Origin of the sequence: Streptococcus mitis, from assembly GCF_946188615.1 — a bacterium.
GTDB classification, from domain to species: Bacteria; Bacillota; Bacilli; order Lactobacillales; family Streptococcaceae; genus Streptococcus; species Streptococcus mitis_BZ.
In genome coordinates this window covers 56,981-81,351 of record NZ_CAMHVK010000002.1, presented here as the reverse complement: position 1 = coordinate 81,351, position 24,371 = coordinate 56,981, and the positions used below count along the sequence as shown (strand labels likewise).

General features: G+C 41.2%; 23 protein-coding genes and 2 tRNA genes. 21 read left to right on the top strand and 4 right to left on the bottom strand.

What is annotated here, in order from left to right; all coding sequences use genetic code 11:
* From OCF95_RS02210 to deoD, 4 genes are all read left to right on the top strand, one after another.
* Window positions 1–561, top strand: a complete 561-nt coding sequence (locus tag OCF95_RS02210) for a DUF1697 domain-containing protein (RefSeq protein WP_261104814.1) — start codon at window positions 1–3, stop codon at window positions 559–561.
* Window positions 558–1,367 (top strand): purine-nucleoside phosphorylase, encoded by an 810-nt coding sequence (locus tag OCF95_RS02205; protein WP_261035278.1) that lies wholly within the window; start codon window positions 558–560, stop codon window positions 1,365–1,367. The genes OCF95_RS02210 and OCF95_RS02205 overlap by 4 nt, the downstream gene beginning before the upstream one ends.
* A 2-nt stretch (window positions 1,368–1,369) precedes the next feature.
* Window positions 1,370–2,653: a chloride channel protein gene (locus tag OCF95_RS02200; protein WP_261104813.1), complete on the top strand. Its 1,284-nt coding sequence runs from the start codon at window positions 1,370–1,372 to the stop codon at window positions 2,651–2,653.
* A 399-nt stretch (window positions 2,654–3,052) separates the two neighbouring features.
* The gene (gene deoD / locus OCF95_RS02195; protein ID WP_084927691.1) at window positions 3,053–3,763 is read left to right on the top strand and encodes a purine-nucleoside phosphorylase; all 711 of its coding nucleotides are present in this window, start codon (window positions 3,053–3,055) and stop codon (window positions 3,761–3,763) included.
* A 25-nt stretch (window positions 3,764–3,788) separates the two neighbouring features.
* Here the strand turns inward: deoD and OCF95_RS02190 are convergent, their stop codons facing one another.
* From OCF95_RS02190 to coaA, 3 genes are all read right to left on the bottom strand, one after another.
* Entirely contained in the window at window positions 3,789–4,313 is a 525-nt protein-coding gene (locus tag OCF95_RS02190) for a DNA topology modulation protein (RefSeq protein ID WP_020902940.1), read from the bottom strand.
* Between the two features lie 52 nt (window positions 4,314–4,365).
* On the bottom strand, window positions 4,366–4,602 hold the full coding sequence (gene rpsT, locus OCF95_RS02185) for a 30S ribosomal protein S20 (RefSeq protein ID WP_001274000.1): 237 nt from the start codon (window positions 4,600–4,602) through the stop codon (window positions 4,366–4,368).
* 67 nt (window positions 4,603–4,669) lie between these two features.
* Complete coding sequence (gene coaA / locus OCF95_RS02180; RefSeq protein WP_020902939.1) at window positions 4,670–5,590, bottom strand: type I pantothenate kinase; 921 nt, start codon at window positions 5,588–5,590, stop codon at window positions 4,670–4,672.
* A 200-nt stretch (window positions 5,591–5,790) separates the two neighbouring features.
* Here coaA and OCF95_RS02175 point away from each other — a divergent pair, with 200 nt between their 5' ends.
* The 9 genes from OCF95_RS02175 (at window position 5,791) to OCF95_RS02135 (ending at window position 14,154) form a co-directional block, all read left to right on the top strand.
* Window positions 5,791–6,195: a hypothetical protein gene (locus tag OCF95_RS02175; protein ID WP_084926453.1), complete on the top strand. Its 405-nt coding sequence runs from the start codon at window positions 5,791–5,793 to the stop codon at window positions 6,193–6,195.
* A 205-nt stretch (window positions 6,196–6,400) separates the two neighbouring features.
* Window positions 6,401–6,991 carry a class I SAM-dependent methyltransferase gene (locus tag OCF95_RS02170; protein WP_315899050.1) on the top strand — a complete coding sequence of 197 codons (591 nt, stop codon included), beginning with the start codon at window positions 6,401–6,403 and terminating at the stop codon, window positions 6,989–6,991.
* Complete coding sequence (locus OCF95_RS02165; protein WP_261104809.1) at window positions 6,988–8,265, top strand: pyrimidine-nucleoside phosphorylase; 1,278 nt, start codon at window positions 6,988–6,990, stop codon at window positions 8,263–8,265. The genes OCF95_RS02170 and OCF95_RS02165 overlap by 4 nt, the downstream gene beginning before the upstream one ends.
* A gap of 19 nt (window positions 8,266–8,284) precedes the next feature.
* On the top strand, window positions 8,285–8,947 hold the full coding sequence (gene deoC / locus OCF95_RS02160) for a deoxyribose-phosphate aldolase (RefSeq protein WP_261104808.1): 663 nt from the start codon (window positions 8,285–8,287) through the stop codon (window positions 8,945–8,947).
* The gene (locus tag OCF95_RS02155; protein WP_033686672.1) at window positions 8,934–9,323 is read left to right on the top strand and encodes a cytidine deaminase; all 390 of its coding nucleotides are present in this window, start codon (window positions 8,934–8,936) and stop codon (window positions 9,321–9,323) included. Before deoC ends, OCF95_RS02155 begins: the two co-directional genes overlap by 14 nt.
* An 89-nt stretch (window positions 9,324–9,412) precedes the next feature.
* A complete protein-coding gene (locus tag OCF95_RS02150) occupies window positions 9,413–10,465 on the top strand; it encodes a BMP family lipoprotein (RefSeq protein WP_020900231.1) in 1,053 nt (350 codons plus the stop codon).
* A gap of 143 nt (window positions 10,466–10,608) precedes the next feature.
* Window positions 10,609–12,144: an ABC transporter ATP-binding protein gene (locus tag OCF95_RS02145; protein ID WP_261104807.1), complete on the top strand. Its 1,536-nt coding sequence runs from the start codon at window positions 10,609–10,611 to the stop codon at window positions 12,142–12,144.
* Complete coding sequence (locus OCF95_RS02140) at window positions 12,137–13,195, top strand: ABC transporter permease (RefSeq protein WP_023946477.1); 1,059 nt, start codon at window positions 12,137–12,139, stop codon at window positions 13,193–13,195. Before OCF95_RS02145 ends, OCF95_RS02140 begins: the two co-directional genes overlap by 8 nt.
* A 2-nt stretch (window positions 13,196–13,197) precedes the next feature.
* Window positions 13,198–14,154: an ABC transporter permease gene (locus OCF95_RS02135; RefSeq protein WP_238095469.1), complete on the top strand. Its 957-nt coding sequence runs from the start codon at window positions 13,198–13,200 to the stop codon at window positions 14,152–14,154.
* Window positions 14,155–14,192: 38 nt separating this feature from the next.
* Here OCF95_RS02135 and plsY read toward each other — a convergent pair whose 3' ends face one another.
* Window positions 14,193–14,834 carry a glycerol-3-phosphate 1-O-acyltransferase PlsY gene (gene plsY / locus OCF95_RS02130; RefSeq protein WP_238095471.1) on the bottom strand — a complete coding sequence of 214 codons (642 nt, stop codon included), beginning with the start codon at window positions 14,832–14,834 and terminating at the stop codon, window positions 14,193–14,195.
* A 135-nt stretch (window positions 14,835–14,969) separates the two neighbouring features.
* On the opposite strand from plsY, the gene parE reads away from it, so the two are divergent.
* The 8 genes from parE to OCF95_RS02090 all read left to right on the top strand — a co-directional run bounded on the left by parE (window position 14,970) and on the right by OCF95_RS02090 (window position 24,262).
* Window positions 14,970–16,913 carry a DNA topoisomerase IV subunit B gene (gene parE / locus OCF95_RS02125; RefSeq protein WP_020902934.1) on the top strand — a complete coding sequence of 648 codons (1,944 nt, stop codon included), beginning with the start codon at window positions 14,970–14,972 and terminating at the stop codon, window positions 16,911–16,913.
* 27 nt (window positions 16,914–16,940) lie between these two features.
* Window positions 16,941–17,759, top strand: coding sequence for an aminoglycoside 6-adenylyltransferase (locus OCF95_RS02120; protein ID WP_261104805.1), 819 nt, complete (start codon window positions 16,941–16,943; stop codon window positions 17,757–17,759).
* A 343-nt stretch (window positions 17,760–18,102) separates the two neighbouring features.
* Complete coding sequence (parC, locus tag OCF95_RS02115) at window positions 18,103–20,574, top strand: DNA topoisomerase IV subunit A (protein ID WP_261104804.1); 2,472 nt, start codon at window positions 18,103–18,105, stop codon at window positions 20,572–20,574.
* A gap of 135 nt (window positions 20,575–20,709) precedes the next feature.
* Complete coding sequence (locus OCF95_RS02110; RefSeq protein WP_261104803.1) at window positions 20,710–21,732, top strand: branched-chain amino acid aminotransferase; 1,023 nt, start codon at window positions 20,710–20,712, stop codon at window positions 21,730–21,732.
* A 22-nt stretch (window positions 21,733–21,754) separates the two neighbouring features.
* Entirely contained in the window at window positions 21,755–23,722 is a 1,968-nt protein-coding gene (locus OCF95_RS02105; protein WP_033681952.1) for a peptide ABC transporter substrate-binding protein, read from the top strand.
* A 98-nt stretch (window positions 23,723–23,820) separates the two neighbouring features.
* Window positions 23,821–24,051 (top strand): DUF2969 domain-containing protein, encoded by a 231-nt coding sequence (locus tag OCF95_RS02100; RefSeq protein ID WP_000037113.1) that lies wholly within the window; start codon window positions 23,821–23,823, stop codon window positions 24,049–24,051.
* Window positions 24,052–24,100: 49 nt separating this feature from the next.
* A tRNA-Tyr gene (locus tag OCF95_RS02095) sits at window positions 24,101–24,181 on the top strand.
* Between the two features lie 9 nt (window positions 24,182–24,190).
* Window positions 24,191–24,262, top strand: a tRNA-Gln gene (locus OCF95_RS02090).
* The last annotated feature ends 109 nt before the right edge of the window (window positions 24,263–24,371 follow it).

Genomic DNA, 24,371 nt, shown 5'->3' with positions numbered 1-24,371 from the left:
ATGACGCGATATGCTTTACTTGTTCGGGGCATTAATGTCGGTGGGAAGAATAAGGTTGTCATGGCGGAGCTTCGTCAAGAACTGACAGAGTTGGGACTGGGAAAAGTTGAAACCTACATCAACAGTGGCAATATTTTCTTTACTTCGACAGATCCCAAAGTCCGATTGGTTGAAAAGTTAGAGGCTTTCTTTGCAGTCCATTATCCATTTATTCAGAGCTTTTCTTTGCTGAGTCAGGAAGATTATGAAGAAGAGCTGAAGAATCTGCCAGATTGGTGGACCAAAGATTTGGCACGAAAGGATGTCCTCTTTTACACGGAGGACTTGGATGTGGCTCAAGTCATTGAGACAGTTGAAAGTTTAGAACTGAAAGATGAAGTCGTTCATTTTGGAAGACTTGGGATTTTCTGGGGGAAATTTTCTGAAGAATCCTACTATGCAACTGCCTATCACAAGCACTTGCTCAAGATGCCTTTTTATCGCAACATCACCATTCGTAATGCTAAAACTTTCGACAAAATCGGTCAAATGCTAAAAAATAATAAAGGAGACATACAATGACATTTTTAGATAAAATCAATGAAACTGCTGCCTTCCTGAAAGAAAAGGGTATCCTAGCGCCTGAGTTCGGTCTAATCCTTGGATCAGGACTTGGAGAATTGGCAGAAGAAATCGAAAATCCAGTTGTAGTAGATTATGCAGATATCCCAAACTGGGGCCGTTCTACAGTAGTCGGACACGCTGGGAAATTGGTATATGGAGAACTTGCAGGTCGTAAGGTCTTGGCTCTTCAAGGTCGTTTCCATTTCTACGAAGGCAATCCTCTTGAGGTCGTGACTTTCCCAGTTCGTGTGATGAAAGTACTCGGATGTGAAGGTGTCATTGTAACCAATGCAGCTGGAGGTATTGGATTTGGGCCTGGTACCTTGATGGCTATCTCAGACCATATCAATATGACGGGGCAAAACCCATTGATGGGTGAAAACTTGGATGAATTTGGTCCACGTTTCCCTGATATGTCTAAAGCCTACACACCAGAATACCGTGCTACTGCCCATGAAGTGGCTAAAAAACTTGGTATCAAGCTTGATGAAGGTGTCTATATCGGTGTAACTGGTCCGACTTATGAAACACCAGCAGAAATTCGCGCCTATAAGACACTGGGAGCAGATGCAGTTGGTATGTCGACTGTTCCTGAAGTGATTGTGGCAGCCCACTCAGGTTTGAAAGTTCTCGGTATTTCATGTATTACTAACCATGCTGCAGGCTTCCAAGAAGAACTTAACCACGAAGAAGTTGTAGAAGTGACTGAACGTGTTAAAGGCGACTTCAAAGGCTTGCTTAAAGCGATTCTTGCAGAATTGTAATCATGTTAATAGAATTGAGGAGTATTTTTCGAAAAATCCCTTATAATTTTAGATTATTCATAGCAGTAATTCTGCAAGGAATAGTTTCGGGTTTATCTGGTATAGTTCTCCATTATCTTTTAGAGATGGTGGAGGAGCTAGCTTTTGGTCAGTCAGAGCATCATAGTGGATTTTTGACAGATGGAGTTTCCTCGTTACGGATAGGACTAAGTTTAATAATCGTGGGTCTTGGTTCATCCTTGGTCTGGTATTTCTTGCAAAAAGGGTCGAAGATTTATTCCATCAAAGCTCAGATGAAGGATGAGACTTCACAATACAAGCTTCATTTTCTAAAACAGCTATTTCATTCAATTTGGCAGATCATTGCAGTTGGAGGGGGAGCCCCTATTGGCAAAGAAGCTTCACCACGAGAAATTGGAACTCTATTTGCAGGACCAATTGGAAAAATATGTATACTGTCTATGAAGGATCGCATCTTTCTCCTTGCTTGTGGTGCTGGTGCTGGTTTAGCGGCTGTTTATCAGGTTCCATTAACAAGTGTCTTCTTTGTTTTTGAAACCCTAGGAATTGCTCTATTTATTAAACGATTTGTCTTAGTCGGTTTGACTACTTATGTCTCAAACTATATAGCAGGCTTGGTTATTTCAGATCAGGCTCTCTACCAGATTCCATCGATCACATGGTCATTAAAGGAAATATGGATTATTCCCTTATTACTTCTTTTCTTAACCCCACCAGCTTGGCTTTTTGGTCGCTTAAGTAAGGCAGCGTCTTCAAACAGAATAAAAGATAAACGAGTACTTCTCACATTGCCTACAGCTTTTCTTTTTCTTATTGGATTAGCAAGTTATTTTCCACATCTACTTGGAAATGGACGTATGATGGCTCAGGAAGTATTGAATGGTAGCAATGGCAAAACAGTACTCCTTTTGTTTATATTAAAAGCATTAGTTGTTCTTATTATTCTGTGGGCAGGGGCCTATGGTGGTACACTTACACCATCTTTTGCCTTGGGGATGGCTGGAGCTGCTCTCTTGGGCATAATTCTAGGTGTGGATAGCCAGCCAAGCATTTTACTTTTGGGATCTGTTTGCTTTTTATCTGTGACCTTGAGGGCACCCATTTCTGCAACCGGATTAGTTATAGGTTTCACTGGGCTAGGTATAGATTCTCTTCCGTATCTCTTAGTAACAGCTGTTTTAGCCTATGAATTTGCAAAAATATTAGACCGTTTTTCTTGGGCTAACATACTGTGTCAGAAGTCAAATAATAAAGTAACTAGGTAGGAAATGCCCATTTCTTCTAGTCAATGATTTGATTTAAAAGATTAAAAAAACTCTCAATTTATTTATAACTGTTTTAAATAAAAATGTAGTAGGCCTATTGGAATCTTGATTGAATCCGATTTTTCCTAGCTATGAAATATAAAAATAAAAAAGAAAAGTAGAGCGAGATGTTCTGATTTGAACACGAGCGGAAAACTTTTCTAAAAACTCAGAAGAGAAGGGAGTTCGGATTTGAATAAAAGCCGCTCTAATCTTCTCAATATCATCAAAATTAAGAAAGAAAGGAATTGAACCCACCCTAAAAGCAGTGGGAAAAAGATAGTTGGCCTAGCGAGCATCGCTCACTGCACCCAACTCCTATTTTCCCTTTGCTTTTTGACGGGTTTGGTATCTTATATTATGTCTATCCATATTGCTGCTCAGCAGGGTGAAATTGCTGATAAAATTCTTCTTCCTGGGGATCCTCTTCGTGCTAAGTTTATTGCGGAGAATTTCCTTGAAGATGCTGTTTGTTTTAACGAAGTGCGTAACATGTTTGGTTACACTGGTACTTACAAGGGTCACATTGTATCAGTCATGGGAACTGGTATGGGAATGCCATCCATCTCTATCTATGCGCGTGAGTTGATTGTTGACTACGGTGTGAAAAAATTGATCCGTGTGGGAACAGCAGGTTCATTGAATGAAGATGTTCACGTCCGTGAATTGGTTTTGGCGCAGGCAGCTGCAACCAACTCTAACATCATCCGCAATGACTGGCCACAGTACGATTTCCCACAAATCGCTAGTTTTGATTTGCTTGATAAGGCCTACCATATCGCTAAAGAACTCGGTATGACCACCCACGTTGGGAACGTTTTGTCTTCTGATGTCTTTTATTCAAACTACTTTGAAAAGAACATCGAACTTGGTAAATGGGGAGTCAAGGCTGTGGAAATGGAAGCAGCAGCCCTTTACTATCTGGCAGCCCAACACCATGTTGACGCGCTAGCTATTATGACAATCTCTGATAGCTTGGTTAATCCAGACGAAGACACAACTGCAGAAGAACGTCAAAATACCTTCACTGATATGATGAAGGTTGGATTAGAAACCTTGATTGCAGAGTAATTATATCTAAAAAGGAAGCCCTTCTTTATGAATTGGAGGACTTCCTTTTCTTATCTAGAAATTGATCTATCTCTTTTTGTGATCTGAGGATGACCACTTTATATGGATAGTTTTTTTGAATCCACTTGTAGCGTTCCTTAGCGGATTTGCTCCGTCCGTCCCAAAGAATCCATCTGATAAACTCCCAATTAAATTGTTCTTGACAACCAGCTGCCATACTTTCTCTGACCTTGCCTCGGTATGTGAGGTATCGTTTAAAGGCTCGTAGCAGACAATTCCAGCGAGAAAAATTGAGAAAGATGATTTGGTCAGCATCCTGCATTCTTTCCTCATAGAAACACCAAGAATAATTCCCATCAATGACCCAAGCTTCATGCTTTGTGAGAAAATTTTCCATCTCGGTCAACATCCATTCACGATCACTGTCTTGCCAACCGGGTTGAAATTGGAGTGTGTCCATGTGAAGTTTTGGGATGGAGTAGCAGTGAGACAGCTTTTCAGCTAGAGTTGACTTACCAGCACCAGAATATCCGATAATTGCGATTTTCATTTTCTACCTTTTCCTATTTGGGGACAAAAAAACAGCCTCTATGGACTGTTTCTTATTTAGCAAGTTTAGCTGAAAGACGAGCTTTATCGCGGCTTGCTTTGTTTTTGTGAATCAAACCTTTAGTTTCTGCTTTATCGATAGCTGAGCTAGCAGCACGGAAAAGTTCTTCAGATGGGTTTGCTTCGAAAGCTTTGATAGCAGTACGCATAGCTGATTTTTGAGCTGAGTTCTTTTCGTTTTGTTTAACGTTCAATTCAGCGCGTTTGATAGCTGATTTAATGTTTGCCAATGTTCTTACCTCCATATTTACTAACTATACCATTATATCTGAAAACTTACGTTTTGACAAGGGAAAATTATTTTTTTAAGTAAATTTCATCGATTTCATGGTTCTTTGTTTTATGAAGAATCACTTCTGCACGATTTCTAGTTGGTTCAATATAATTTTGTAAATTTGTGAGATTGATACTGGTCCAGACCTGATGGGCAAAGGATTCCACTTCCCCAATCGGCATTTGTGTAAAACGATAATAGTAGCTATCAGGGTCGTTTTGGGCTAGGCTCAGCATTTTCAAGAAACGGTCTAGATACCAACTCTCGATGTCATCGACTGCAGCATCAACATAGATGGAAAAGTCAAAGAAGTCAGTAATGTAGAGACGCTCATTTTGTGGATTTTGAAAGACATTTATTCCCTCAACAATGACAAAATCAGCAGCTTTGACGCTCTGCTTTTCCTCAGGTACGATGTCGTAGACTTCATGAGAATAGACAGGAATATCTACATCTTGTCCATTTTTGATGTGATCCAGGAAGTTGAGAAGAGCTTCCATATCATAGCTTTCAGGAAATCCCTTACGATTTAGAATCCCTTGCTCAATCAAGGTCTGGTTGGGATAGAGAAAGCCATCGGTTGTTACCAACTCAACCCTAGCATCTGTAAGTGTACGGGACAGTAGGATTTGAAGTAGGCGACTGGTTGTGGATTTTCCAACGGCAACACTCCCAGAAACCCCAATGATAAAAGGCTGGGACTTGCTTTCACGTTGAAGGAAAATCCCTTTTGAAAAGGCCAAATCATCCTTGGTACGCTTGTAAATCTGGATGAGATGGGCTAGGGGGAGATAGACATCGGTAACATCCTGCAAGCTAATCTGGTCATTAAAACTCTTGATGGATTCTAATTCCTCTTCTGTCAAAGGAGGTGTTGTCTTTCGATGTAACGATTGCCAAGTCTGGCGGCTGATTTTTTCAAAATGTAAAAATTCGTTGGTCATTTGTTTTCCCCTAGATATTTTGTTTATCATACCATAAAAAGCTAAAAAAATAAAGCGGTTTCTTGATGATAGTAAGCCAATATCGTATAATAGAGGTAGATAGAGGTTGACCAATTTATTGATGAAGTAGGAGCTGGTTTATCCTGACTTATAAGCTAATAAGGGAGGCTTTGAGGGTTACAACTTATAGGAGGTGTACTATGAAAATCTTAAAACGTTACATATTGGAACTTTGTTTTATTTTAAGTTTTGCACTACCTTTTATAAAAGGGGCGAATGCGGATAATGGTAGACGCTTTGTGGAAATCTATTACGGTTTTACTTTTTTGATGGAACATGCTATTGTAACAGCTATTTTTATCTGTTCGCTCTTGATTGCTTGCCTACTAAAAAAACGGTGGACGAAATGGTTTGCTGCTGGTAGTTATGTCTTTTTAGTTCTATGGATTGCTACAGAGGGTTATTTCTTCCGCATGTCGCTAGAAGATTTAATCCGACTTTGGACAAGTTTGGAAATCCTGACAAAAACGTATCAGTTGGGCTTTTATCTAAACATCCTGTTGGGAATTTTGTTGATAATTAAGTATCTGAAGGTTAAGCAATAGTCATAAAAATGAGCCTAATTATAGATGATAAATTTGTTGTTTTATCCTGATTATGATATTTCTAGTTCTAAATGGCTTATTATTTATAAGTGTTGAAAGAGATTGAAGAAAATGTCTTCTTGGCTAGCTTTCTTCAGTCTTTTTTGTTTTATGATCAATTTGTAAACGATTTACAATTTAAGTCAAATTATGGTAAAATAGTTTCATGAGTAAAATGTATTATGCAGAAAATCCTGATGCTGCTCACGACATTCATGAGTTAAGAGTGGACTTGTTGGGAGAAAAAATGACCTTTTTGACGGATGCGGGTGTTTTTAGCAAGAAAATGGTTGACTTTGGAAGTCAACTCTTGCTTAAGTGTCTTGAGGTCAATCAAGGAGAAACTGTCCTTGATGTAGGCTGTGGTTACGGGCCTTTGGGGTTGTCCTTAGCTAAGGCTTATGGAGTTCAGGCGACCATGGTCGATATTAATAATCGTGCCTTGGATTTGGCGCGACAAAATGCTGAACGAAATAAAGTAGAAGCGACGATTTTCCAGTCCAACATCTATGAACAAGTTGAAGGACATTTTGACCATGTCATTTCCAATCCTCCTATCCGTGCGGGCAAGCAAGTAGTTCATGAAATCATTGAGAAAAGTAAAGATTTCTTGGAAAATGGTGGGGATTTAACAATCGTTATCCAGAAAAAACAAGGGGCTCCAAGCGCCAAGTCCAAGATGGAAGAGGTGTTTGGCAATTGTGAAATCGTCAAAAAAGATAAGGGATATTATATACTTAGAAGTGTGAACGAATGAGAGCAGTTGATTTAATCCAAAAAAAACGAGACGGTCAAGAACTGACTTCGAGTGAAATTGAATGGCTGGTAGAAGGCTATGTGTCAGGAACTGTCCCTGATTATCAGATGTCTGCCTTTGCTATGGCTGTTTATTTCAAAGGAATGACGACTCGAGAAATATCTGATTTGACCATGAGAATGGTTCATACAGGGCAAGAGTTTGATTTATCAGCTATTGATGGAGTTAAGGTTGACAAGCATTCTACGGGTGGTGTTGGTGATAAGGTGACCTTGATTTTAGCTCCTTTAGTAGCGAGTTTTGGAGTTCCAGTCGCGAAAATGAGTGGTCGTGGTCTCGGCCATACAGGCGGAACAATTGATAAATTGGAGTCCATTAAAGGTTATCAAGTAGAGCGTAGTCAAGAGGATTTTATTCGTCAGGTTCAGGATATTGGTGTATCTGTCATTGGGCAATCAGACCAGCTGGTCAAAGCGGATAAGCTTCTCTACGCCCTCCGTGATGTGACCGCAACTGTCGACACGATTCCTTTGATTGCAAGTTCGGTGATGAGCAAGAAAATCGCGGCAGGAGCGGATGCTATTTTGCTAGACGTGACTGTCGGTGAAGGTGCCTTCATGAAGACGGTTGATGAGGCGCGTGAATTGGCTCAAACCATGGTGGATTTAGGGAAAGCAGTAGGCCGTAAAACAGTTGCAGTCATTACCGATATGAGTCAACCCTTGGGACGTGCTATTGGAAATCGCCTTGAGATCCTTGAAGCACTGGAGATTTTACAAGGTCAAGGCCGTCAGGATATTACCCATTTTATATGCGAACTGGCTCAAATTATGCTTGGCCTTGCAAATGTTAACAAGACAGTTGAAGAAGTTCACCAACATCTTGAAAATGGTCAAGCACTGGCTAAGTTTGAGGAAATGATCCAAGCCCAAGGTGGAGACTTGGAAGACCTCTATCGTCCTGTAAATGTAGCCCATGTGGTGGACATCCCTGCTCAGGAAACGGGTGTCATTTCAGCTCTTCCAGCCATGGAATTTGGGCTTTATGCTATGAGACTGGGGGCAGGCCGTACAGTTAAGTCTGATGCCTTGGACTATGAGACAGGAATTGTTTTTGAAAAGAAAGTTGGAGATTCCGTTCAAAAGGGAGAAATTGTTGCAAAAGTATACACAAATGGAAAAATTTCTCCTCAGCTAGTTACAGATTTTCAAAAATATGTTAAAATAAATGATAGTGTGCAAAGTTTACGAGAAATCATAGAAATAATCTCATAAACTGCAGGAGAATCCGAATATGAAATTAAATAAATATATCGATCATACACTTTTGAAACAAGATGCGACAGAAAATCAAATTGATTGTTTGTTGTCTGAAGCTAGAGAGTATGATTTTGCCAGTGTTTGCGTTAATCCGACCTGGGTTGAACATGCTAAAAAAGGGCTTGAAGGCACAGATGTCAAGGTCTGCACAGTAGTAGGTTTCCCCTTGGGAGCAACAACTTCAACTGTGAAAGCTTTTGAAACCAAGGAAGCTATCCAAAATGGTGCAGATGAGATTGATATGGTGATTAATGTTGGAGCTCTCAAAACAGGTAATCTTGATTTGGTTGAGTCGGATATTCGAGCAGTAGTAGAAGCAAGTGGTGACAAGTTAGTGAAAGTCATTATTGAAGCTTGCCTTCTGACAGACCAAGAAAAAGTTGTGGCTTGCCAATTAGCTCAAAAAGCGGGAGCTGACTTCGTAAAAACTTCAACTGGCTTTTCAACTGGTGGTGCTACGGTAGCAGATGTTAGATTAATGCGTGAAACAGTTGGACCAGAAATGGGTGTCAAGGCTGCCGGCGGAGCTCGTTCTTATGCAGATGCTCTTGCATTTGTAGAAGCAGGGGCGACCCGTATTGGAACGTCAGCTGGGGTAGCCATTTTAAAAGGAGAATTGGCTGATGGCGACTACTGAGTTGATTGAACTAGCAATTGAAACCAGCAAGAAAGCCTATGTGCCCTATTCTCATTTTCCAGTCGGAGCTGTTTTAGTGACAAAAGATGGTAGCACTTATACAGGTGTCAATATTGAGAATGCTAGCTATCCTTTGACCAACTGCGGAGAGCGTACAGCGATTTTTAAAGCAGTTTCCGAAGGCCAAAGAGAGTTTTCCGAATTGATTGTTTATGGACAAACTGAAAAACCAATCTCGCCATGTGGTGCTTGTCGCCAAGTGATGGCTGAATTTTTTGAACAAGATCTAAAAGTGACCTTAGTCGCAAAAGATAAATCGACGGTCGAGATGACGGTCGGGGAGTTACTTCCATACTCTTTTACAGACTTAAACTAGTCTGAGTCGCTCTCTGAGTGGCACGGTCCTTGTGGCCAACCAATCCATACTTGCAACATCGTTGCACATCTTATTTAGGAGGTTCAGTAATGAACAAGAAACAATGGCTAGGCCTTGGTCTAGTTGCAGTGGCAGCAGTTGGACTTGCTGCATGTGGTAACCGCTCTTCTCGTAACGCAGCTTCATCTTCTGATGTGAAGACAAAAGCAGCAATCGTCACTGATACTGGTGGTGTTGATGACAAATCATTCAACCAATCAGCTTGGGAAGGTTTGCAAGACTGGGGTAAAGAACACAATCTTTCAAAAGATAAAGGTTTCACTTACTTCCAATCAACAAGTGAAGCTGACTACGCTAACAACTTGCAACAAGCGGCTGGAAGCTACAACCTAATCTTCGGTGTTGGTTTTGCCCTTCACAATGCGGTTGAAGAAGCAGCAAAAGACCACTCTGATTTGAACTATGTCTTGATTGATGATGTGATTAAAGATCAAAAGAATGTTGCTAGCGTAACGTTTGCTGATAACGAAGCTGCTTACCTTGCGGGTGTTGCAGCAGCTAAAACAACTAAAACAAAACAAGTTGGTTTTGTAGGTGGTATTGAGTCTGAAGTTATCTCACGTTTTGCAGCTGGATTTAAAGCTGGTGTTGAGTCAGTAGATCCATCTATCAAAGTACAAGTTGACTACGCAGGTTCATTTGGTGATGCTGCTAAAGGTAAAACAATTGCAGCAGCACAATACGCAGCTGGTGCAGACGTTGTTTATCAAGCAGCAGGTGGAACAGGTGCTGGTGTCTTTGCAGAAGCAAAATCACTCAACGAAAGCCGTCCTGAAAATGAAAAAGTTTGGGTTATCGGTGTTGACCGTGACCAAGTAGGAGAAGGTAAGTACACTTCTAAAGATGGTAAAGAATCAAACTTCGTTCTTGTATCTACTTTGAAACAAGTTGGTACAACTGTAAAAGATATTGCTAACAAAGCAGAAAAAGGTGAATTCCCTGGCGGTCAAGTGATCGTTTACTCATTGAAAGATAAAGGGGTTGACTTGGCAGTAACAAACCTTTCAGAAGAAGGTAAAAAAGCTGTTGAAGATGCTAAAGCTAAAATCCTTGATGGAAGCGTAAAAGTTCCTGAAAAATAATGGATGGAAGTCATTTCTTAGGAAGCGGCCCTCGGCCGCTTTTTTAAGAGTTGAGACAAAGTCATTTTGTCTCAGTAAAGCTTGCTACTAGGCAAACTAGCAAGTTTTATTGAAATAAAATAAGACTCTGAAAGGAAGAGCACATGGCACACGAAAATGTCATTGAGATGCGTGATATTACCAAGGTGTTTGGTGAATTTGTTGCCAACGACAAAATCAACCTGCACCTACGAAAAGGTGAAATTCATGCACTTTTAGGAGAAAATGGGGCTGGTAAGTCCACGCTCATGAACATGTTAGCAGGGCTTCTTGAACCAACTAGTGGTGAAATTGTGGTCAACGGTCAAGTTGTCAATCTCGATTCACCATCTAAAGCGGCTAGCTTGGGAATCGGAATGGTTCACCAGCACTTTATGTTGGTAGAAGCCTTCACAGTGGCTGAAAACATCATTTTAGGTAGTGAATTGACTAAAAATGGTGTGCTAGATATCACTGGAGCTAGCAAAGAAATCAAGGCTCTTTCTGAACGTTATGGCTTAGCTGTTGACCCTTCTGCCAAGATAGCAGATATCTCAGTTGGAGCCCAACAACGTGTAGAAATTTTAAAAACCCTTTATCGGGGGGCTGATATCCTTATCTTTGACGAACCAACGGCTGTCTTGACTCCATCAGAAATTGATGAGTTGATGGCTATTTTGAAAAATCTTGTCAAAGAAGGAAAATCAATTATCTTGATCACCCACAAGTTAGACGAGATTCGCGCAGTTTCTGACCGCGTTACAGTTATCCGTCGTGGGAAATCAATTGAAACTGTCGAAATTGCAGGGGCTACCAATGCTGATTTGGCAGAAATGATGGTAGGTCGTTCTGTTTCCTTTAAAACAGAGAAGCAAGCCTCTCAACCAAAAGAAGTGGTCTTGTCAATCAAAGATTTGGTGGTCAATGAAAATCGCGGTGTCCCAGCTGTGAAAAATCTTTCCTTGGATGTTCGTGCTGGAGAGATTGTTGGTATTGCAGGGATTGATGGAAATGGTCAGTCTGAACTGATTCAAGCCATTACAGGTCTTCGCAAGGTTGAATCTGGTAGCATTGAGCTAAAAGGAGATTCAATTGTAGGATTGCCCCCACGTCAGATTACAGAATTGAGTGTTGGGCACGTTCCAGAAGACCGTCACCGTGATGGCTTGATTTTGGAAATGATGATTTCTGAAAATATTGCCCTTCAAACCTACTATAAAGAACCACATAGTAAAAATGGAATTTTGAACTATTCAAATATTACCTCTTATGCTAAAAAGCTAATGGAAGAGTTTGATGTTCGTGCTGCCAGTGAATTTGTTCCTGCAGCTGCACTTTCAGGAGGAAATCAACAAAAAGCAATTATTGCTCGTGAAATTGATCGTGATCCTGATCTCCTTATCGTCAGCCAGCCAACTCGTGGTTTGGATGTCGGTGCTATTGAATATATCCACAAACGCTTGATTGAAGAGCGTGATAATGGGAAGGCTGTCCTTGTTGTCAGCTTTGAATTGGATGAGATTTTAAACGTCTCAGACCGTATTGCTGTTATCCATGATGGTAAGATTCAAGGTATTGTATCACCAGAAACAACCAATAAACAAGAGCTTGGTGTCTTGATGGCTGGTGGAAACTTGGGAAAGGAGAAGAGTGATGTCTAAAAAATTACAACAAATTTCGGTTCCCTTGATTTCTGTATTCCTAGGAATTTTACTCGGAGCCATTGTCATGTGGATCTTCGGTTATGATGCTATTTGGGGCTACGAAGAATTGTTCTATACAGCCTTTGGTAGTCTGCGTGGGATTGGAGAAATCTTCCGTGCTATGGGGCCTTTGGTCTTGATTGGTCTGGGTTTTGCCGTTGCCAGTCGCGCAGGTTTCTTTAACGTCGGGCTTCCTGGTCAGGCTTTGGCAGGTTGGATTCTCAGTGGTTGGTTTGCCTTGTCTCATCCAGATATGCCACGTCCCTTGATGATTCTAGCAACTATCGTGATTGCCCTGATTGCTGGTGGGATTGTCGGAGCGATTCCAGGTATTCTTAGAGCCTATCTAGGGACGTCAGAGGTTATCGTAACCATCATGATGAACTACATTGTCTTGTATGTAGGGAATGCCTTTATCCATGCTTTCCCTAAAGACTTCATGCAAAGTACAGATTCGACCATTCGTGTTGGGGCTAATGCAACCTACCAGACACCTTGGTTAGCTGAGTTGACTGGTAATTCGCGGATGAATATTGGTATTTTCTTTGCCATCATTGCCGTTGCAGTTATTTGGTTCATGCTCAAGAAAACGACTCTTGGTTTTGAAATCCGTGCGGTTGGTCTTAATTCACATGCTTCAGAATATGCTGGTATTTCTGCAAAAAGAACGATTATCCTCTCAATGATTATCTCAGGTGCCTTGGCAGGTCTTGGTGGAGCTGTTGAAGGTCTGGGAACCTTCCAGAACGTTTATGTTCAGGGGGCGTCATTAGCTGTCGGATTTAACGGAATGGCGGTTAGTCTGCTTGCGGCCAACTCACCAATTGGTATTCTATTTGCAGCCTTCTTATTTGGTGTTCTCCAAGTTGGAGCTCCTGGTATGAATGCGGCGCAGGTACCGTCTGAGCTTGTCAGCATTGTAACAGCGTCTATTATCTTCTTTGTCAGTGTTCATTACCTTATCGAACGCTTTGTCAAACCGAAAAAACAAGTTAAAGGAGGTAAGTAAAGATGTCTATTACAACCTTGCTCACCCTCTTGGTGTCTTCTATGCTAATCTACTCAGCACCCCTCATCTTTACAAGTATTGGTGGCGTTTTCTCTGAACGTGGTGGTGTGGTAAACGTCGGCCTTGAAGGAATTATGGTTATGGGTGCCTTTTCTGGAGTCGTCTTTAACCTTGAATTTGCAGAACAATTTGGAGCAGCAACTCCATGGCTATCCTTGCTTGTAGCAGGATTTGTTGGTGGTCTCTTCTCTATCATCCACGCAGCTGCGACGGTTCATTTCCGTGCAGACCATGTTGTCAGCGGTACGGTATTGAACTTGATGGCACCAGCCTTGGCTGTTTTCTTGGTGAAAGTTCTTTATAACAAAGGTCAAACCGACAACCTAAGTCAGACTTTTGGACGCTTTGACTTCCCAGTCTTGGCTAATATCCCAGTGATTGGTGATATCTTCTTCAAATCAACAAGTCTGCTAGGTTATATCGCGATTGCCTTCTCATTCTTTGCTTGGTTTATCCTCTTCAAGACTCGCTTTGGTCTTCGTCTCCGCTCTGTCGGTGAACATCCTCAAGCAGCGGATACATTGGGAATCAATGTCTACAAGATGAGATATCTAGGAGTTATCATTTCAGGTTTCTTGGGTGGAATTGGGGGAGCGATTTATGCTCAATCCATCTCAGTTAACTTCTCAGTGACAACTATTGTTGGACCTGGATTTATCGCTCTTGCTGCAATGATCTTTGGTAAATGGAATCCTATCGGTGCTATGCTTTCTAGTCTCTTCTTTGGACTTTCACAAAGTTTGGCTGTTATCGGTTCTCAGTTGCCATTCCTACAAGGAGTGCCTGCGGTTTACCTGCAAATTGCACCTTATGTTTTGACTATTCTTGTCTTGGCAGCCTTCTTTGGAAAAGCAGTTGCACCAAAAGCAGATGGTATCAACTATATCAAATCAAAATAAGCATACAAAAAAACGTCAGTTCTGTTCAAACTGGCGTTTTATTTTTTAGGATTTTGATGAGTCAAGTTCAGTCCCCAAGGAACAAGATTTTCAGTTTTATTTTGGATGCGTGTGATATTATCTTTATGCCTAATGATAATCAAACTAGCAAGAGCTAGGATAATGGCGATGAAGAGAGGGTCGTAGTTACTCAGTATAAAACCAAAAAGTGGAAAGAGTAGAACTCCGATGACGGCTGCGATAGATGCTGTGACACTAGACAGCGAAATCATACTACCAAGATAGAGAGTTCCAAAGAAAACAACTGCAAGGTAGAGACAGAAGACAGGCGCAAATCCGAAAATCACTCCCGCACTGGTTGCGACAGCCTTTCCACCCTTAAATCCTGCAAAGATAGGGAAGGTATGTCCAATGACAGCCAAAAGTCCAAAGATGAGAGGCGAAACTCCTTGAAGATGAAACATAATCGGAAGCAGTGTTGCTAGGGTTCCTTTGAAAAAGTCAATCACAAAGGTTGCCATACCAGCTTTCTTGCCTAAAATGCGGAAGGTATTGGTCGTTCCAGTGTTACCAGAACCATGCTCGCGCAGATTGATTTGAAAGAATACTTGTCCAATCCAGAGACCAGACGGAATCGAACCCAGCAGATAAGCTAGGATTAATAAAACTATTGTAATCATACTCCTATTATATCATGAAATGGAGAAGAAAGGCAGAGAATCTCTTCTGAAATTGTCACACCGGAGAAAGAAAAATTTTGCAAAATCCTTGGAAAACCTGTAGAATAGTAAAGATGAACGAATAGGAGGTTCCTTGTGTCAAAAAAGGAAATCAATATTAACAATTATAATGATGATGCCATTCAGGTGCTAGAAGGGTTGGATGCGGTCCGAAAACGTCCAGGGATGTATATCGGATCGACCGATGGCGCTGGGCTCCACCACCTAGTCTGGGAAATCGTCGATAATGCTGTCGATGAAGCCTTGTCTGGATTTGGTGACCGTATTGATGTGACCATTAATAAAGACGGCAGTTTAACGGTTCAAGACCACGGACGTGGGATGCCGACTGGAATGCACGCGATGGGAATCCCAACAGTTGAGGTTATCTTTACCATTCTTCACGCCGGAGGGAAATTCGGTCAGGGTGGCTACAAGACATCTGGTGGTCTCCACGGGGTGGGTTCTTCCGTTGTTAACGCTCTTTCAAGTTGGCTAGAAGTTGAAATCACTCGCGATGGTGCAATTTACAAGCAACGTTTTGAAAATGGTGGAAAACCTGTCACGACTCTGAAGAAAATCGGTACAGCGCCCAAGTCTAAAACAGGTACCAAGGTTACGTTTATGCCTGATGCGACGATCTTTTCTACGATAGACTTCAAGTACAATACCATCTCAGAGCGTCTTAATGAATCAGCCTTTCTCTTGAAAAATGTGACCTTGTCCTTGACGGATAAGCGAACAGATGAGTCTGTTGAGTTTCACTATGAAAATGGGGTACAAGACTTTGTTTCTTATCTGAATGAAGACAAGGAAACCTTGACACCAGTTCTTTACTTTGAAGGTGAAGACAATGGTTTCCAAGTGGAAGTAGCTCTTCAGTATAATGACGGATTTTCAGATAACATTCTATCCTTTGTTAATAACGTTCGTACCAAGGATGGGGGAACGCATGAAACAGGACTTAAGTCTGCCATTACCAAGGTTATGAATGACTATGCGCGTAAGACAGGTCTTCTCAAGGAAAAAGATAAAAACCTTGAAGGTTCCGACTATCGTGAGGGATTAGCAGCCGTTCTTTCTATCCTTGTTCCTGAAGAACATTTGCAGTTTGAAGGCCAGACCAAGGACAAACTTGGAAGCCCACTAGCTCGTCCGGTTGTAGATGGAATTGTGGCTGATAAGTTGACTTTCTTCCTCATGGAAAATGGGGAACTAGCCTCTAATCTTATTCGCAAGGCTATCAAGGCGCGTGATGCCCGTGAAGCAGCACGTAAAGCGCGTGATGAAAGCCGAAATGGTAAGAAAAATAAGAAAGATAAGGGCTTGTTGTCGGGTAAATTAACGCCAGCCCAGTCTAAGAATCCTGCTAAGAATGAACTCTATCTAGTTGAGGGGGACTCTGCCGGCGGTTCTGCCAAGCAAGGTCGTGACCGCAAGTTCCAGGCTATCTTGCCTCTACGTGGTAAAGTTATCAATACAGCCAAGGCTAAGATGGCAGATATCCTCAAAAACGAAGAAATCAACACCATGATTTATACCATCGGTGCAGGTGTTGGAGCAGACTTCTCTATTGAAGATGCCAACTATGACAAAATCATTATCATGACCGATGCGGATACAGACGGTGCCCATATTCAAACACTTCTCTTAACCTTTTTCTACCGTTATATGCGTCCGCTAGTTGAGGCGGGACATGTCTATATTGCCCTTCCGCCTCTTTACAAGATGTCCAAAGGAAAAGGCAAGAAAGAAGAAGTGGCCTACGCTTGGACAGACGGAGAACTTGAAGAACTCCGCAAGCAGCTCGGTAAAGGCGCTACCCTCCAACGCTATAAAGGGCTTGGTGAGATGAATGCGGACCAGCTCTGGGAAACAACCATGAATCCAGAAACCCGTACCCTTATCCGTGTCACCATTGAAGATCTGGCTCGCGCCGAACGTCGCGTCAATGTCCTTATGGGAGACAAGGTCGAACCACGACGTAAGTGGATTGAAGATAATGTCAAGTTTACGCTGGAAGAAGCGACAGTATTTTAAGTTAGTTTTTAATGAATGGGTATAAACATGAGAACTGAAACAGAAATGCTCGATGTAGTTTTAAAGACTGCTGAAACCTTACAAGTCACGGCTGTCGCCATGTCTGGTTCACGGACTGATACAAAAGCCTCAAAAGATGAATTTCAAGACTATGACGTAGTCTATGTTGTAGAGAATCTGGACGAGCTGATTACAGATTTATCTTGGTTGGACCAGTTTGGCAAACGCATTATCGAGCAAGAAGTTGGTCTTGGTCATCGCCGTCTATTTCTCATGCTCTTTGAAGATGGCAATCGCATTGATTTGACTCTCTGCCCTAAAGACCACATCCAAGAGTGGGTGGATAGCGAGGCTGGATTCACTGTTTTTGAAGACCCAGAACATTTATTTGAACCCTATTCGCAAAATCTAGAGCGTCACTGGATAACCCCAGCTACTGAAACGGATTTTAAAAATTCCTGCAATGAATTTTGGTGGGTATCAGCCTACGTGGTTAAGGGGATTTATCGCAAACAAGTCATCTATACGACGGACCATCTCTATGGCATTTGTCAACAAGAATTCTTGAAAATCTTAGCTTGGCAGGTTGCAAGTGATAGGAGAGTGGTCGACATAGGCAAGAATTATAAGTATCTTTTTAACTATTTACCTACTGAGAAAGAGAAAGAATTCTCAAATCTGCTTGATTTTTCAAGTATAGATAAAATCACTCAGTCTTTGTTTGCTACGATGGAACTTTTCCACCAAGAGGCTCAATTCCTTGCTTACAAGATGGGATTTGACTATGATATGGAAGTAGCTGAGAAAATGATTGAGTATGCTAAGGAGAGACTTCTTAATCGCTAACTAACTAAAGACCTTAATTTAAAAGATTAAACTACAGAAAGAGTCGTTTGGTTATTTGTAGTAACTGAACACGGGACTAATTTTATTCGGAAAAAAGTCAAATCGTCTTGACTTCATTGAACCCTACATCGATTTTCTATTTTTCTACAGACATTTTTGGCAAGCCAAATCGTCCCTTTATATCTTAAATGAACACTTTTTCTGTAAAAACCTACTTAACATTCTTTGAAAGGAGTTGAACATGCCCTAGATACTGTGTGAAAAAGATAAATTCTCTAGTGAGTATCGCTAACTGCAAGAATTTTCTATTTTCACTTGATATTTTACGGGCTCTGTATCCTATATGTCTAACATTCAAAATATGTCCCTGGAGGACATCATGGGAGAGCGCTTTGGTCGCTACTCCAAATACATTATTCAAGACCGGGCTTTGCCAGATATTCGTGATGGCTTGAAGCCGGTTCAGCGTCGCATTCTTTATTCTATGAATAAGGATGGCAATACCTTTGATAAGAGTTACCGCAAGTCGGCCAAGTCTGTCGGTAACATCATGGGGAATTTCCACCCACACGGTGACAGTTCTATCTATGATGCCATGGTTCGTATGTCACAGGACTGGAAAAATCGTGAGATTTTGGTTGAAATGCACGGTAATAACGGTTCTATGGACGGAGATCCGCCTGCGGCTATGCGTTATACTGAGGCACGTCTGTCTGAAATTGCTGGCTATCTTCTTCAGGATATCGAGAAGAAGACAGTTCCCTTTGCTTGGAACTTTGATGACACCGAAAAAGAGCCGACAGTCTTGCCAGCAGCCTTTCCAAATCTCTTGGTAAATGGATCGACTGGTATTTCGGCTGGATATGCGACAGATATTCCACCTCATAATTTAGCTGAGGTCATCGATACAGCTGTTTACATGATTGACCATCCAACTGCCAAGGTGGATAAACTCATGGAATTCTTGCCTGGACCAGACTTCCCGACTGGAGGGATTATCCAGGGTCGTGATGAAATCAAGAAGGCCTATGAAACTGGGAAAGGGCGCGTGGTTGTTCGTTCCAAGACTGAGATTGAAAAGCTAAAAGGTGGTAAGGAACAAATTGTTGTTACTGAGATTCCTTATGAAATCAACAAGGCCAATCTAGTCAAGAAAATCGATGATGTTCGTGTCAATAACAAGGTTGCAGGAATTGCTGAGGTTCGTGATGAGTCTGACCGTGATGGTCTTCGTATCGCGATTGAACTCAAGAAAGACGCTAACACCGAGCTCGTTCTTAACTATCTCTTCAAATACACTGACCTGCAAATTAACTACAATTTTAACATGGTGGCTATTGACAATTTCACACCTCGTCAGGTTGGGATTGTTCCAATCCTGTCTAGCTACATTGCCCACCGTCGTGAAGTGATTTTGGCGCGTTCACGCTTTGATAAGGAAAAGGCTGAGAAACGTCTCCATATCGTTGAAGGTTTGATTCGTGTGATTTCGATTTTGGACGAAGTCATTGCGCTTATCCGTGCTTCTGAGAATAAGGCTGACGCCAAGGAAAATCTCAAGGTCAGTTATGATTTTACTGAAGAGCAGGCTGAGGCTATCGTAACCTTGCAACTGTACCGTTTGACCAATACCGATGTGGTTGTCTTGCAGGAAGAAGAAGCAGAACTTCGTGAAAAGATTGCCATGCTTGCGGCTATTATCGGTGATGAGCGGACTATGTACAATCTCATGAAGAAAGAACTTCGTGAGGTTAAGAAGAAATTTGCCACTCCTCGTTTGAGTTCTTTAGAAGACACTGCGAAAGCAATTGAGATTGATACAGCTAGTCTGATCGCCGAGGAAGATACCTATGTCAGCGTTACCAAGGCAGGTTATATCAAGCGTACCAGCCCACGTTCCTTTGCCGCTTCAACCCTGGAAGAAATTGGCAAGCGTGATGATGACCGTTTGATCTTTGTACAAGCTGCTAAGACAACACAGCATCTTTTGATGTTCACAAGTCTTGGAAATGTCATTTATCGACCAATCCATGAATTGGCAGATATTCGCTGGAAGGATATTGGAGAGCATCTGAGCCAAACCATCACAAACTTCGAAACTAACGAAGAAATCCTTTATGTGGAAGTCGTGGATCAGTTTGATGATGCGACAACCTATTTTGCTGCAACTCGTCTTGGTCAAATCAAGCGTGTAGAGCGAAAAGAATTCACCCCATGGCGGACCTACAAGTCTAAGTCTGTCAAGTATGCTAAGCTCAAAGACGAGACAGACCAGATTGTAGCAGTGGCTCCGATTAAACTAGATGATGTTCTTTTGATTAGCCAAAATGGTTATGCCCTTCGTTTCAATATCGAAGAGGTACCAGTTGTCGGTGCTAAGGCTGCAGGTGTCAAAGCTATGAACCTGAAAGCAGATGATGTCCTCCAATCCGCCTTTATCTGTAACACCTCATCCTTCTACCTCTTGACCCAACGTGGAAGTTTGAAACGTGTTTCTATTGCCGAAATTCCGGCAACCAGCCGTGCCAAACGTGGCTTACAAGTCTTGCGTGAGTTGAAAAACAAACCGCATCGTGTCTTCTTGGCAGGAGCGGTTGCAGAACAAGGCTTTATTGGTGATCTCTTCAGTACAGAAGTGGAAGAGAACGACCAAACGCTGCTTGTTCAATCAAACAAAGGAACAATCTATGAAAGCCGATTGCTAGACTTGAACTTGTCAGAACGCACTAGCAACGGAAGCTTCATTTCTGATACTATTTCAGATGAAGAAGTTTTTGACGCTTATCTTAAAGAAGTATTTACAGAAGTCAAATAAGTGAAATGAAGAATCAGTTCTAAGAGCTGGTTCTTTTTTATTGAAGAAATTTTCTGAAAATTACAAAATATACTTGCTATTTTAGAAAAATAGTGTAGAATAAAAGAAATAGGTTTTTAGAATAAGGAGTGGAATATGACAGTAACGATTGATTGGGAAAATCTCGGTTTTTCCTATATGAAATTACCTTATCGCTATATTGCTCATTTTAAAAATGGACAATGGGATCAAGGAGAGCTTACAGAGGATGCAACCTTGCATATTTCAGAGTCTTCTCCAAGTCTTCACTATGGTCAACAAGCATTTGAAGGTTTGAAAGCTTATCGTACTAAGGATGGTAGTGTTCAACTTTTCCGTCCTGACGAAAATGCTAAACGCCTGCAACGGACATGTGATCGTCTCTTGATGCCCCAAGTTTCCACAGAAATGTTTGTAGAAGCTTGTAAGGCAGTTGTCCGTGCGAATGAAGAATATGTACCACCATATGGAACAGGTGGAACTTTATATCTTCGCCCTCTTTTGATTGGAGTAGGAGATATTATTGGGGTTAAACCAGCAGAAGAGTACATTTTCACCATCTTTGCTATGCCAGTTGGAAATTACTTTAAGGGTGGATTGGTTCCAACCAACTTCTTGATTCAGGATGAATACGATCGTGCGGCTCCAAATGGTACAGGTGCGGCTAAGGTTGGTGGAAACTATGCTGCCAGTCTCTTACCAGGGAAATTGGCCAAGTCACGTCATTTCTCAGATGTTATCTATCTAGACCCATCAACTCATACAAAGATTGAAGAAGTCGGATCAGCTAACTTCTTTGGAATTACAGCTGATAATGAATTTGTAACACCATTGAGTCCTTCTATATTGCCATCTATTACCAAGTATTCTTTGCTTTATTTGGCAGAACATCGTTTGGGCTTAACTCCTATTGAGGGGGATGTCCCAATTGATAACCTTGACCGTTTTGTAGAGGCAGGTGCCTGTGGTACCGCAGCTGTTATTTCTCCAATTGGTGGAATTCAGCACGGTGATGATTTCCATGTTTTCTATAGTGAAACAGAAGTAGGCCCTGTGACTCGCAAACTCTATGATGAGTTGACAGGAATTCAGTTTGGCGATATTGAAGCGCCAGAAGGTTGGATTGTAAAAGTAGATTAAAATAAACAAAAGGAGATTTTTGATGAAATCGAAAAAGTGGCTCTTAACAGCAGGAGTGGTCCTGAGTACAACAGCTCTGTTAGTGGCTTGTGGAAAAGCTGATAAAGAAGCAGATGCACCGACAACATTTTCATATGTCTATGCAGTAGATCCAGCATCTTTGGACTATAGTATAGCGACTCGTACATCTACAACAGATGTCATCGGGAACGTGGTTGATGGCTTGATGGAAAACGACCAGTATGGAAATGTTATTCCTTCCTTGGCTGAGGATTGGTCTGTGTCAAAAGATGGTTTGACTTATACCTACAAACTTCGTAAAGGAGTTAAATGGTACACTTCTGAAGGTGAAGAATATGCAGAAGTAACAGCCCATGACTTTGTGACAGGACTAAAACACGTAGCTGACGGTAAGTCAGATGGTGTCTCTCTCATCCAAAATTCAATCAAGGGCTTGGATGCCTACATGACTGGTGAGACCAATGATTTCTCTACAGTTGGTGTCAAGGCCTTGGACGATTACACAGTTGAATATACCCTAAACAAACCTGAAAGCTTCTGGAACTCTAAAGTCACAACAGCAACGATGTTGCCTGTAAATGAAGAGTTTTTGAAGGCATCAGGTAAAGATTATGGAGCAGTTACTCCAGCAGGGATTCTCTACAATGGTCCTTATATCTTGAAAACCTTAACATCTAAATCGTTGATTGAATACGAGAAAAATCCAAATTACTGGGATAAAGAAAAGGTAAAAATCGAGAAGATTAAATTGACTTACTACGATGGTTCTGATCAGGAATCCTTGATTCGTAGTTTCTCTTCTGGTGCATATACGACAGCTCGTCTCTTCCCAAGTAGCTCAAACTTTGCTTCTACTTTGGAACAATACGGAGATAAAATCACTTATAGCCCACAGGACTCAAGTAGCTATTACTTCACCTTTAACGTAAATCGTCAGTCATATAATAAAACTGCGAAAACAAGTGAAGAGCAAAAAACTTCAACTAAAGAAGCTATGCTTAATAAGGACTTCCGTCAGGCTATCAACTTTGCCTTTAACCGCCATTCTTATGCTGCACAGCTAAATGGTGAAGATGGTGCGGACAAGATTATTCGTAACAGTCTAGTTCCAGATAACTTTGTGCAAGCAGGTGGTAAGAACTTTGGTCAAATCGCTCAAGCAGAGTTGGTGAACTATGGTGACCAATGGAAAGGTGTTGAGCTAGTTGACGGTAAGGATTCTATCTACAACCCTGATAAGGCTAAAGCTGCTTTCGAAAAAGCTAAGAAAGACTTGGAATCTAAAGGGGTAACTTTCCCAATTCACTTGGATGTTCCAGTTGAACAAACAGATACCATCGCCGTTCAACAAAGTAACTCTTTCAAACAGTCAATCGAATCAACACTTGGTGCTGAAAATGTTGTCATCGACGTTCTTCAAATGACAGATAATGAAAAGGAAACAATCACTTCACAAGCGCGTGTTCCTTCTCAAAAAGACTATGATTTGAACAGTACAGGATGGGCTCCAAGTTATCAAGACCCAGCATCTTACTTGAATATCATGGATCCTAAATCAGGTTCTGCTATGAAGCACCTAGGTATTACTAAAGGGAAAGATAAGGATGTTGTAGCTAAACTTGGTTTAGATGAGTATAAGAAATTATTGGATGATGCGGATTCAGAAACTACGAATCTTGAAGAGCGCTATGAAAAATATGCCAAGGCTCAAGCTTGGTTGACAGATAGTTCATTATTGATGCCAACAGCCTCATCTGGTGGTTCTCCAGTTGTAAGTAATGTCGTACCATTCTCAAAACCATACTCACAAGTTGGTATTAAGGGTGACCCATATATCTTTAAAGGAATGAAATTGCAAAAAGATATCGTTACAACAAAAGAATATGAAGAAGCACTGAAAAAATGGCAAAAAGAAAAATTGGAATCAAACGGTAAGTACCAAAAAGAACTAGAAAAACACATTAAATAAAGCAGAAAACTCTATATCAGACATGGAATGATATAGAGTTTTTTCTTGCTAGTTTTGGGATTTTCTTGTAAAATAGAAAAAGTGAAGAGAGGTATGAAATGAGCAAGAAAGATAAAAAAATTGAAATTCAAGTAGCAGATGCCAAGGTTAATGTAGGAAAAGACAGTTTTGAAGGCTATACATTGACAATTGGTAAAAAAGTTATCGGAGAAATTGCCGAATTAGACGGACAATTTGCCATCATAAAGAATGGAAACGTCGATAGTTTTTATAAAAAATTGGAAAAAGCTGTGGAAATTTTGATTGAAAATTATAATTTAGCAAAATAAGTCTTGTTTTTTTGAAATTTTCATGATATAATAGACCATGTTGATTGTAGGAGAGATAGCGAAGAGGCTAAACGCGGCGGACTGTAAATCCGCTCCTTCGGGTTCGGGGGTTCGAATCCCTCTCTCTCCATTTCATCAATGGGGTATAGCCAAGCGGTAAGGCAAGGGACTTTGACTCCCTCATGCGTTGGTTCGAATCCAGCTACCCCAGTTCTTAGGTAATGATCAAGATAAAAAGCAAAATATCTTAGGGTATTTTATTTTTATAATTGAAAGACGTGAACGATATGAACATGTCCTTGCGGGTGCTTAGGAAAAAA

What these genes read in the sequence shown, in the direction of transcription:
- OCF95_RS02210 (WP_261104814.1), top strand. Translation starts at nt 1, where the DNA reads ATGACGCGATATGCTTTACTTGTTCGGGGCATTAATGTCGGTGGGAAG.
- OCF95_RS02205 (WP_261035278.1), top strand. Translation starts at nt 558, where the DNA reads ATGACATTTTTAGATAAAATCAATGAAACTGCTGCCTTCCTGAAAGAA.
- OCF95_RS02200 (WP_261104813.1), top strand. Translation starts at nt 1,370, where the DNA reads ATGTTAATAGAATTGAGGAGTATTTTTCGAAAAATCCCTTATAATTTT.
- deoD (WP_084927691.1), top strand. Translation starts at nt 3,053, where the DNA reads ATGTCTATCCATATTGCTGCTCAGCAGGGTGAAATTGCTGATAAAATT.
- OCF95_RS02190 (WP_020902940.1), bottom strand. Translation starts at nt 4,313, where the DNA reads ATGAAAATCGCAATTATCGGATATTCTGGTGCTGGTAAGTCAACTCTA.
- coaA (WP_020902939.1), bottom strand. Translation starts at nt 5,590, where the DNA reads ATGACCAACGAATTTTTACATTTTGAAAAAATCAGCCGCCAGACTTGG.
- OCF95_RS02175 (WP_084926453.1), top strand. Translation starts at nt 5,791, where the DNA reads ATGAAAATCTTAAAACGTTACATATTGGAACTTTGTTTTATTTTAAGT.
- OCF95_RS02170 (WP_315899050.1), top strand. Translation starts at nt 6,401, where the DNA reads ATGAGTAAAATGTATTATGCAGAAAATCCTGATGCTGCTCACGACATT.
- OCF95_RS02165 (WP_261104809.1), top strand. Translation starts at nt 6,988, where the DNA reads ATGAGAGCAGTTGATTTAATCCAAAAAAAACGAGACGGTCAAGAACTG.
- deoC (WP_261104808.1), top strand. Translation starts at nt 8,285, where the DNA reads ATGAAATTAAATAAATATATCGATCATACACTTTTGAAACAAGATGCG.
- OCF95_RS02155 (WP_033686672.1), top strand. Translation starts at nt 8,934, where the DNA reads ATGGCGACTACTGAGTTGATTGAACTAGCAATTGAAACCAGCAAGAAA.
- OCF95_RS02150 (WP_020900231.1), top strand. Translation starts at nt 9,413, where the DNA reads ATGAACAAGAAACAATGGCTAGGCCTTGGTCTAGTTGCAGTGGCAGCA.
- OCF95_RS02145 (WP_261104807.1), top strand. Translation starts at nt 10,609, where the DNA reads ATGGCACACGAAAATGTCATTGAGATGCGTGATATTACCAAGGTGTTT.
- OCF95_RS02140 (WP_023946477.1), top strand. Translation starts at nt 12,137, where the DNA reads ATGTCTAAAAAATTACAACAAATTTCGGTTCCCTTGATTTCTGTATTC.
- OCF95_RS02135 (WP_238095469.1), top strand. Translation starts at nt 13,198, where the DNA reads ATGTCTATTACAACCTTGCTCACCCTCTTGGTGTCTTCTATGCTAATC.
- plsY (WP_238095471.1), bottom strand. Translation starts at nt 14,834, where the DNA reads ATGATTACAATAGTTTTATTAATCCTAGCTTATCTGCTGGGTTCGATT.
- OCF95_RS02120 (WP_261104805.1), top strand. Translation starts at nt 16,941, where the DNA reads ATGAGAACTGAAACAGAAATGCTCGATGTAGTTTTAAAGACTGCTGAA.
- parC (WP_261104804.1), top strand. Translation starts at nt 18,103, where the DNA reads ATGTCTAACATTCAAAATATGTCCCTGGAGGACATCATGGGAGAGCGC.
- OCF95_RS02110 (WP_261104803.1), top strand. Translation starts at nt 20,710, where the DNA reads ATGACAGTAACGATTGATTGGGAAAATCTCGGTTTTTCCTATATGAAA.
- OCF95_RS02105 (WP_033681952.1), top strand. Translation starts at nt 21,755, where the DNA reads ATGAAATCGAAAAAGTGGCTCTTAACAGCAGGAGTGGTCCTGAGTACA.
- OCF95_RS02100 (WP_000037113.1), top strand. Translation starts at nt 23,821, where the DNA reads ATGAGCAAGAAAGATAAAAAAATTGAAATTCAAGTAGCAGATGCCAAG.